Origin of the sequence: Amycolatopsis sp. NPDC051071 (assembly GCF_040682875.1) — a bacterium.
In the GTDB taxonomy this organism is placed as follows: domain Bacteria; phylum Actinomycetota; class Actinomycetes; order Mycobacteriales; family Pseudonocardiaceae; genus Amycolatopsis.
Genome location: NZ_JBFBBY010000233.1, coordinates 1 through 9,647 on the forward strand (window position 1 = coordinate 1; position 9,647 = coordinate 9,647).

Here is a 9,647-nt window from a genome sequence, read left to right on the forward strand (position 1 = left end):
CGCGTGAAGGCCCCCTTCCCTCGGCTGAGCCGAGGGAAGGGGGCCTTCACGCGCTGAAAGCTAGAAGGGCAGGCCGATCACCGGGAGGCCGATGGCCGCGTCGGCGGCCAGCGCGACGAACAAGATCATCAGGTACGTGTTCGACCGGTGGAACAACGACATCGGCTTGGTCTCTTCGCCGCGCCGCACGGCCGCGTTCAGGCTGTGCGCGTAGAAGAGGAACCAGCCGCCCGCCAGTAACGCGAACGTGGTGTAGATCCAGCTCGTCACCGGGACCAGCAGCAGCGTCCAGGCGACCATCACCCACGAGTAGATGACGATCTGCCGCGCCACATGCTGCGGGGTGGCGACCACCGGCAGCATCGGCACGCCGGCGCGCTCGTAGTCGTCGCGGTACTTCATGCCCAGCGCCCAGGTATGCGGCGGGGTCCAGAAGAAGATGACGCCGAACATCACGAACGCGGGCCACTCGACGGTGCCGGTGACGGCGGCCCAGCCGATGACGACCGGCATGCAGCCCGCCGCGCCGCCCCAGACCACGTTCTGTGACGTACGCCGCTTCAGCAGCAACGTGTACACGAAAATGTAGAAAAGGATCGTCGCGATCGCGAGGATCGCCGAAAGCAGGTTCACCGTGAAATAGAGCACGATGACCGACAGGACACCGAGCGCGAGCCCGAAGATCAGCGCGCCTTGCCGGGGCACCGATTCCTTCACCAGCGGACGGCGCTTGGTGCGGTTCATCACCTTGTCGATATCCGCGTCGATGACGCAGTTCAAGGCATTGGCGCTGCCGGCTGCCATGGTGCCGCCCACGAGCGTCGCGAGAACCAGCCACGGCGACGGGATTTCCCTGCCTGCCAGGAACATCGCGGGAATCGTGGTGACGAGGAGCAGCTCGATCACCCTGGGCTTCGCGAGGGCGGCGTACGCGCCGACGACCTGGCGGATTGTTCGCCGGCCACCGTGCGGTCGTTCACCGGTCGGATGTACGGCGCTGGTGCTGTCACTGCGTCCGTGCGCAGCGTTCACCAACGACATTTCACTCCCTGCGTCAGTTTTCGGGCCGGGGCTCCACCAGGCTTCCGGGTGATGTGGCGGGCCCCGGATCCTCGCGATCTGAACCCTTCCTCGATGTTAGACGTGCTGTTTCCAGAGGGTGATCGCGGGTCCTCCACCGGCCGAACCATTAGGCTGGCCGCGGTAGGTCGCGGCGTGCCTCTGCGAACGGCCCGGAGCAGGAATATCGTCCCTTCCGGATCGATTGAGATTAGTAGCGGCACACGTGGGTTACCCACGAGTGAAGCAAAGCCACCACCTGATGACGGGGAGTTCGAGTTCAGTGTCCGAAACCGCCTCTACCAGCGAGAAGAACCCACTCCTGGAGCGCAACGTGCCCGCCGACTGGACCGACCTCGACACGCGGGCCGTCGACACCGTCCGGGTGCTCGCCGCGGACGCGGTCGAGAACTGCGGCAGCGGTCACCCCGGCACCGCGATGAGCCTGGCGCCGCTCGCCTACACGCTCTTCCAGCGGACCCTGCGTCATGACCCGGCGGACCCCGAGTGGCCGGCCCGTGACCGCTTCATCCTGTCCGCTGGACACTCGAGCCTCACCCTCTACATCCAGCTGTACCTCGCCGGTTTCGGCCTGGAGCTCGATGACCTGAAGCAGCTCCGCAAGTGGGACTCGAAGACCCCCGGTCACCCGGAGTACCGCCACACCAAGGGCGTCGAGACCACCACCGGCCCGCTCGGCCAGGGGCTGGCCAACGGCGTCGGCATGGCGATGGCCGCCCGCCGCGAGCGCGGCCTGCTGGACCCGGACGCCCCGCTCGGCGAGAGCATCTTCGACCACCACATTTTCGTGATCGCCTCCGACGGTGACATGGAAGAAGGCGTCACCGCCGAAGCCTCATCGATCGCCGGCCGCCAGGAACTCGGCAACCTGATCGTCTTCTGGGACGACAACGAGATCTCGATCGAGGACGACACCAAGATCGCGCTGTCCGAGGACGTCGTGAAGCGCTACGAGGCCTACGGGTGGCACACCCAGGTCGTCGAGGGCGGCGAAGACGTCACCGGGATCGAAGAGGCCATCAAGGCCGCGAAGGCGGAGACCGGACGCCCGTCGTTCATCGCGCTGAAGACCGTCATCGGGTACCCGGCGCCGAAGAAGATGGGCACCGGCAAGGCCCATGGCGCCGCACTGGGTGCCGAAGAGGTCGCCGCGGTCAAGGAGATCCTCGGTTTCGATCCGGAGCAGAACTTCCAGGTCGACGACGAGGTCATCGCGCACACCCGCCACGCCGTCGACCGCGGCAAGACCGCGCGCGCCGCGTGGCAGGAGAAGTTCGAGGCGTGGGGCGCCGCCAACCCCGAGCGCAAGAAGCTCGCGGACCGGATGTCGACCCGCACACTGCCCGAAGGCTTCGCCGACAACCTGCCGAAGTGGGAGCCGGACGCCAAGGGCATCGCGACCCGCAAGGCCTCCGGTGAGGTGCTGAACGCCCTCGCCGACCCGCTTCCCGAACTGTGGGGCGGCTCCGCGGACCTCGCGGAGAGCAACAACACCACCATGAAGGGGGCCGACTCGTTCGGCCCGGAGAAGGCTTCCACCGAAATGTGGAAGACCAGCCCGTACGGCCGGACGCTGCACTTCGGCATCCGTGAGCACGCGATGGGCTCGATCCTCAACGGCATCGCGCTGCACGGCGGTACCCGTCCCTACGGCGCGACCTTCCTGATCTTCTCCGACTACATGCGCCCGCCCGTGCGGCTGGCCGCGCTGATGAAGGCGCCGGTCACCTACGTGTGGACGCACGACTCGATCGGGCTCGGCGAGGACGGCCCGACCCACCAGCCGATCGAGCAGCTTTCCTCACTGCGTGCGATCCCCGGCCTCAACGTCGTCCGCCCGGCGGACGCCAACGAGACCGCGTACGCGTGGAAGGCCGTCCTGGAGGACGTCCACCACCCGTCGGGTCTCGCGCTCACCCGGCAGAACGTGCCGGTACTGGAGGGCACCAGTGCCGAAGGCGTCAAGCGGGGCGGTTACGTCCTCGCCGAGGCGTCCGACGCCAAACCCCAGGTGGTGTTGATCGCGACCGGTTCCGAGGTCCAGCTGGCCGTGGAGGCCCGCAAAACCCTCGAGGCCGACGGCATCACGGCGAGCGTCGTCTCGATGCCGTGTGTCGAGTGGTTCGACGCGCAGGAGCAGTCCTACAAGGACTCCGTGCTCCCGCCGTCGGTCAAGGCACGCGTCTCCGTCGAAGCCGGTATCGCCCTTTCGTGGCACCGCTTCACCGGTGACGCCGGGGAAAACGTTTCGATCGAGCACTTCGGTGCGTCGGCCGACGCCGGCACGCTGTTCCGTGAGTTCGGTTTCACCACGGAGGCAGTCGTCGAGGCCGCCCGTCGCTCGATCTCCAACACCAAGAACTGAAGGGTGCCACCTCATCACCCACCCTCCGACTGAGGCGCTTCGCGCCGCTGAAAGGACTCAAATGAGCAACGACAAGCTCGCGCGGCTGTCCGAGGCCGGTGTCTCGATCTGGCTGGACGACCTGTCCCGTGAGCGCCTGAACACCCGCAACCTCGCCGACCTGATCCGCGACAAGCACGTCGTGGGCGTCACCACCAACCCGACGATCTTCGCCAACGCGATGTCCAAGGGCGAGGCGTACGACGAGCAGACTCGCGAACTGGCGGCACGCGGCGCCGACGTCGAGGCCACCATCCGCGAGCTGACCACCACCGACGTGCGCAACGCCGCGGACCTGTTCCGCGACGTCTACACCGCCACGAACGGGGTCGACGGCCGGGTGTCCATCGAAGTGGACCCGCGGCTGGCCAAGGACTCCGACAAGACCGCGGCCGAGGCGCAGGACCTGTGGAAGACCGTGGACCGGCCGAACGTGCTGATCAAGATCCCGGCCACCGAAGAAGGTCTCCCGGCGATCACCAAGACGCTGGCCGAGGGCATCAGCGTGAACGTGACGCTGATCTTCTCGGTGGAGCGGTACCGGGCGGTCATCGAGGCTTACTTCGCCGGCCTGGAGCAGGCGAAGGCCAATGGCCACGACCTCAAGGGCATCCACTCGGTCGCGTCGTTCTTCGTGTCCCGGGTGGACACCGAGATCGACAAGCGGCTCGAAGCCATCGGCACCGAGGCCGCCATCGCGCTGCGGGGTGAAGCCGCCCTCGCCAACGCGCGGCTCGCCTACGCGGCGTTCGAGGAGCTGTTCTCCTCGGACCGCTGGAAGGCGCTCGCCGAGGCAGGCGCGAACGCACAGCGTCCGCTGTGGGCCTCCACCGGCGTGAAGGACCCGCAGTACTCCGACACCCGCTACGTGGACCAGCTCGTCGTCAAGGACACGGTCAACACGATGCCGGAGAAGACCCTCGACGCGGCCGCGGACCACGCCGACATCACCGGCGACACGGTGACCGGCAAGGGCCCCGACGCGCAGATCGTCTTCGACAAGCTGCGTGTGGTCGGCATCGACATCGACGACGTCTTCCTGACGCTGGAGAACGAGGGCGTCGAGAAGTTCGAGAAATCCTGGGTGGAGCTTCTCGAGACCGTCACCGGGCAGCTGGAAAAGGCAAAGGACTGAACTGGACCATGGCAGGGGAAACGACCGGCGTCGAAATCGTCGACGCCGCCCTGGCCGGCCAAGCCGCTCCGTTCGCGGAGCGGCTTGTCGCCGACCAGGTCGCATCGAAATTGGCGTCCAAGGACGCCACACTGTGGGGTCCCGAAGCCGAGTCCGAAGCGTCGATCCGTCTCTCGTGGACGACGCTGCACAAGTCCTCGCGGCCGTTGATCGGCGAGATCGAGGCACTGCGGACCGAACTCCGCTCGGAGGGCGTCGATCGCGTCGTCCTCGCGGGTATGGGTGGATCGTCGCTGGCACCCGAGGTGATCACCGCGACCGACGGCGTCGCGCTGACCGTCCTCGACACCACCGACCCGGGTCAGGTCGCCGACGCTCTCGCCGGTGACCTGGAGCGGACGGTGCTGGTGGTGTCGTCGAAGTCCGGCGGCACCGTCGAGACCGACAGCCACCGGCGGATCTTCGCGAAGGCCTTCGCCGACGCGGGCATCGACGCGGCGCGGCGGATCGTGGTCGTCACCGACCCCGGCTCCCCGTTCGCGGATCTGTCCGAAAAGGAGGGTTACCGCAAGGTCTTCCTCGCCGACCCGGAGGTCGGTGGCCGCTATTCGGCGCTGACCGCGTTCGGGCTCGTCCCGGCCGGGCTCGCGGGCGCGGACATCGCCCGGCTGCTCGACCAGGCCGCTTCGGTCGCGGGCGTCCTCGCCGAGGACGCCGTGGACAACCCCGCGGTCAAGCTCGCCGCGGCGTGGGCGGCGGCGCATGAAGAGGGCGCCGAAAAGGTCGTCATCGCCACAGTACCTTCAAAAGAGGGCGGCTCCGTTCTCAAGGGCTTCGCCGACTGGGCGGAGCAGCTGATCGCCGAGTCCACCGGCAAACAGGGCACCGGTCTTCTGCCGGTGGCCGTCGAGGGACCGGACTCCCCCGGGTTCGCCGACGCGAAGGCCGACGCCACCCCGGTGGCGGTCGGACCGGCCCAGGGCACCGCGAAGATCTCGGTGACCGGCTCGCTCGGCGCGCAGTTCCTGCTGTGGGAGTTCGCCACCGCGTTCGCCGGACGGCTGCTCGGGATCAACCCGTTCGACCAGCCCGACGTCGAGGCGGCCAAGAAGGCCGCGCGTTCCTTGCTCGACAACCCGGACGCGCTCAAGGGCGGTGAAGAGCCGTCCACTGTGGACGGCGCGGTCCAGGTGTTCGGCCTGGAATCGATCGCTGCGGCGCGCAGCGCCTCCGTTGAGGGCGGCGGTGGGGGCATGGATGGAGGAGTGGCCACGGACGGGAAGCTCGCGGACATTCTGCGGGCTTTCTTCGACTCCGCACCGGAAACCGGCTACATCGCGGTGCAGGCGTACCTCGACCGTCTCGACGACGCGTCGACGTCGATCCTGCGTGGCGAGATCGCCAAGCGGACCGGACGGCAGACCACCTTCGGGTGGGGCCCCCGGTTCCTGCACTCCACCGGGCAGTACCACAAGGGCGGCCACCAGAACGGTATCTTCCTGCAGCTCACCGGCGCGGTCGAGCAGGATCTCGACGTGCCGGACCGGCCGTACACGCTCGGCGTGCTGCAGCACGCGCAGGCACTCGGCGACGGCCAGGTGCTCGCGGAGCACGGCCGTCCGGTACTGCGCCTGCACCTCACCGACCGGGCCGCCGGCCTGGCGGAACTGGTCCGAGCGGTACAGGAGGTGGGCGAATGACGCGAGCCTGGCAGAACCCGCTGCGCGATCCGCGCGACAAGCGGCTTCCCCGGATCGCCGGGCCGTCCAGCCTGGTGATCTTCGGGGTGACCGGTGACCTCGCCCGCAAGAAGCTGATGCCGGCGATCTACGACCTCGCCCACCGCGGGCTGCTGCCCGCCGGGTTTTCGCTGGTCGGGTTCGCCCGCCGGGACTGGGAGCACCAGGACTTCGGCGAGCTCGTGCACGACTCGGTCAAGGAGCACGCGCGGACGCCGTTCAAGGAGTCGGTGTGGAACCGGCTCTCCGAAGGCATCCGTTTCGTCCAGGGCACCTTCGACGACGATGACGCCTTCGACCGGCTCGCGCAGACGGTCAAGGACCTCGACGCCGAACGCGGGACCGGTGGCAACACCGCGTTCTACCTGTCGATCCCGCCGAGCGCGTTCCCGGTGGTGACCAAGCAGCTCGCCCGCTCCGGCCTCGCCGACGCGAGCGACGAGACCTGGCGCCGCGTCGTCATCGAGAAGCCGTTCGGCCGCGATCTCAAGAGCGCCAAGGAACTCAACGAGATCGTGAACGACGTCTTCCCCGAGGAGTCGGTGTTCCGCATCGACCACTACCTCGGCAAGGAGACGGTGCAGAACCTGCTGGCGCTGCGGTTCGCGAACCAGCTGTTCGAGCCGATCTGGAACGCCAACTACGTCGACCACGTGCAGATCACCATGGCCGAGGACATCGGCCTCGGTGGCCGCGCGGGGTACTACGACGGCATCGGCGCCGCACGCGACGTCATCCAGAACCACCTGCTGCAACTCCTCGCGCTGACCGCGATGGAGGAGCCGGTCTCGTTCGCGCCGCGCGCTCTGCGGGCGGAGAAGGTCAAGGTGCTCTCGGCGACGAAGCCACTGGGCCCGTTCGACGAGACGACCGCACGCGGCCAGTACGCGGGTGGCTGGCAGGGCGGCATGAAGGTGCCGGGCCTGTTGCAGGAAGGGGGCTTCGCGAAGGACTCGACGACCGAGACCTACGCCGCGGTGACCCTGGAGGTGCAGAACCGCCGCTGGGCGGGTGTGCCGTTCTACCTGCGCACGGGCAAGCGCCTCGGCCGCCGGGTCACCGAGATCGCCGTCGTGTTCAAGCGGGCACCGCATCTGCCGTTCGACTCGACCTCGACCGAGGAACTGGGGCAGAACGCGCTGGTCATCCGGGTGCAGCCCGACGAGGGCATCACCCTGCGGTTCGGGTCGAAGGTGCCGGGGACCACGATGGAGGTCCGCGACGTCACGATGGACTTCGGCTACGGGCACGCGTTCACCGAGTCGTCCCCGGAGGCCTACGAGCGGCTCATCCTGGACGTGCTTCTCGGCGAGCCGTCACTGTTCCCGGTCAACGAAGAGGTCGAACTGTCCTGGGAGATCCTCGACCCCATCATCGACCACTGGGCCAAGAAGGGCACGCCCGAGCAGTATCCACCCGGTTCGTGGGGACCGCCGTCGGCGAACGCGATGCTGGAGCGTACCGGCCGTAATTGGAGGCGTCCGTGATCATCGACCTGCCGTCGACCACGACGTCGCAGCTGAACAAGAAGCTCGTCGAGATCCGCGAACAAGGCGGGCAGGTGGCGCTCGGGCGAGTGCTGACGCTCGTCATAGTGGCCGACGACGACGACAAACTCGAAGAGGCGATCGAAGCCGCCAACGAGGCCAGCCGGGAGCATCCGTCGCGGGTGATCGTGGTGGCCAAGGGCGCGCGGAGCGCGGCACCGCGGATCGACGGCCAGATCCGGGTCGGCGGCGACGCCGGCGCGAGCGAGGTCATCGTCCTGCGGCTCTACGGGCCACTGGCCACGCAAGGGCAGAGCGCGGTCGTGCCGTTGCTGCTGCCGGACGCGCCGATCGTCACCTGGTGGCCGGGCCCCGGTCCGAAGGCTCCGGCCAAGGACCCGCTCGGTGAACTGGCCCAGCGCCGGATCACCGACTCCGCCGCGGAAAAGGCGCCGGTGCGGGCACTCACCACTCGGGCGAAGTCCTATGTGGAGGGTGACACCGACCTGGCGTGGACCCGGCTGACCCACTGGCGTGCCCAGCTGGTGTCCGCTTTGGACCTTCCGCCGTACGAGAAGGTCACCGGTGCGACCGTGACCGGTGAGGCCGACTCGCCGTCGACCGAACTGCTCGCGGGCTGGCTGGCCGAGTACCTGAAGGTGCCGGTGAAGCGGGTCAAGAGCACCGGTGCCTCGGGCATCATCTCGGTGACGCTGGAGCGGCGCTCCGGCCCGATCGAACTGCACCGGCCGGACGGGCGGGTCGGCGCGCTGACCCAGCCTGGCCAGCCGACGCGGCGGATCTCACTGCAGCGGCGGGACAACAAGGACTGCCTGATCGAGGAGCTGCGGCGGCTCGACGCGGACGAGATCTACGAGGCTTCGCTGAACGGGCTCGCCAAGATCTCGTCGGGCACCGCACCCAAAGCGGCCCCGGCCAAGAAGGCGGCTCCGGCGGCCGCCAAGCAAAAGGCCACCGTCGCCGCGAAGAAGAGCGACTCATGAGCAAGACCGAGGTCGTCGTCTACGAGAACCCGGACCTCCTGGCCGCCGCCACGGCGGCCAGGCTGGTCACCCGGCTCGTGGACGTCCAGGCTGCCGAGGGTTCGGCTTCGGTGGTGCTCACCGGCGGTGGCACCGGGATCGCGATCCTGAAGGAACTGCGCGAGTCCAGTGCCCGTGACGCGATCGACTGGTCGCGTCTCGACGTCTACTGGGGCGACGAGCGTTTCGTTCCGGCGGACTCCGACGAGCGCAACGAGAAGCAGGCTCGCGAGGCCCTGCTCGACCACGTCCCGCTCGACCCGAAGCGGGTGCACGCCATGGCACCCTCGGACGGCGAATTCGGCGATGACGTAGATGCCGCCGCCGCGGCCTACGCCGAGGTGCTCGGTGACGTGCCGGCGTTCGACGTCATGCTGCTGGGCCTCGGCGGGGAGGGGCACACCGCCTCGATCTTCCCCGGGTCCCCGGCGGTGTACGAGACGGAGCGTTCGGTCGTCGCGGTGCGCGACTGCCCGAAGCCGCCGCCGACCCGGATCTCCCTGACCCTGCCCGCGATCCGTCGCGCGCAGGACGTCTGGCTGGTCACCGGCGGCGACGCCAAGGCGGACGCCGTCGCGCAGGCGCTGGCAGGCGCTGGCGAGGTCCAGATCCCGGTGGCGGGAGCACGCGGCAGCCGTCGCACGCTGTGGCTGCTGGACCGGGGTTCCGCCTCGAAGCTCACGAAGGTCTACCAGTCCCCTACGACCTGACCTTCTCCTGAAGTACATGAAGGCCCCCTTCCTTGCGCCTAGCGCAAGG

General features: G+C 68.4%; 7 protein-coding genes. 6 read left to right on the forward strand and 1 reads right to left on the reverse strand.

Features of this window, described 5'->3' with window-relative positions:
- Positions 1-60: 60 nt before the first annotated feature.
- The gene (locus tag AB0M65_RS38145; protein ID WP_364039536.1) at positions 61-1,041 is read right to left on the reverse strand and encodes a heme o synthase; all 981 of its coding nucleotides are present in this window, start codon (positions 1,039-1,041) and stop codon (positions 61-63) included.
- 301 nt (positions 1,042-1,342) lie between these two features.
- On the opposite strand from AB0M65_RS38145, the gene tkt reads away from it, so the two are divergent.
- The 6 genes from tkt (at position 1,343) to pgl (ending at position 9,598) form a co-directional block, all read left to right on the forward strand.
- Positions 1,343-3,445, forward strand: coding sequence for a transketolase (gene tkt / locus AB0M65_RS38150; RefSeq protein WP_364039539.1), 2,103 nt, complete (start codon positions 1,343-1,345; stop codon positions 3,443-3,445).
- A gap of 61 nt (positions 3,446-3,506) precedes the next feature.
- Entirely contained in the window at positions 3,507-4,619 is a 1,113-nt protein-coding gene (gene tal, locus AB0M65_RS38155; RefSeq protein WP_364039542.1) for a transaldolase, read from the forward strand.
- Positions 4,620-4,627: 8 nt separating this feature from the next.
- Positions 4,628-6,319, forward strand: a complete 1,692-nt coding sequence (locus AB0M65_RS38160) for a glucose-6-phosphate isomerase (RefSeq protein WP_364039545.1) — start codon at positions 4,628-4,630, stop codon at positions 6,317-6,319.
- Complete coding sequence (gene zwf / locus AB0M65_RS38165; RefSeq protein ID WP_364039548.1) at positions 6,316-7,845, forward strand: glucose-6-phosphate dehydrogenase; 1,530 nt, start codon at positions 6,316-6,318, stop codon at positions 7,843-7,845. Before AB0M65_RS38160 ends, zwf begins: the two co-directional genes overlap by 4 nt.
- Positions 7,842-8,849 carry a glucose-6-phosphate dehydrogenase assembly protein OpcA gene (opcA, locus tag AB0M65_RS38170; protein ID WP_364039551.1) on the forward strand — a complete coding sequence of 336 codons (1,008 nt, stop codon included), beginning with the start codon at positions 7,842-7,844 and terminating at the stop codon, positions 8,847-8,849. The genes zwf and opcA overlap by 4 nt, the downstream gene beginning before the upstream one ends.
- Positions 8,846-9,598 carry a 6-phosphogluconolactonase gene (pgl, locus tag AB0M65_RS38175; protein WP_364039554.1) on the forward strand — a complete coding sequence of 251 codons (753 nt, stop codon included), beginning with the start codon at positions 8,846-8,848 and terminating at the stop codon, positions 9,596-9,598. Before opcA ends, pgl begins: the two co-directional genes overlap by 4 nt.
- Positions 9,599-9,647: the final 49 nt, after the last annotated feature.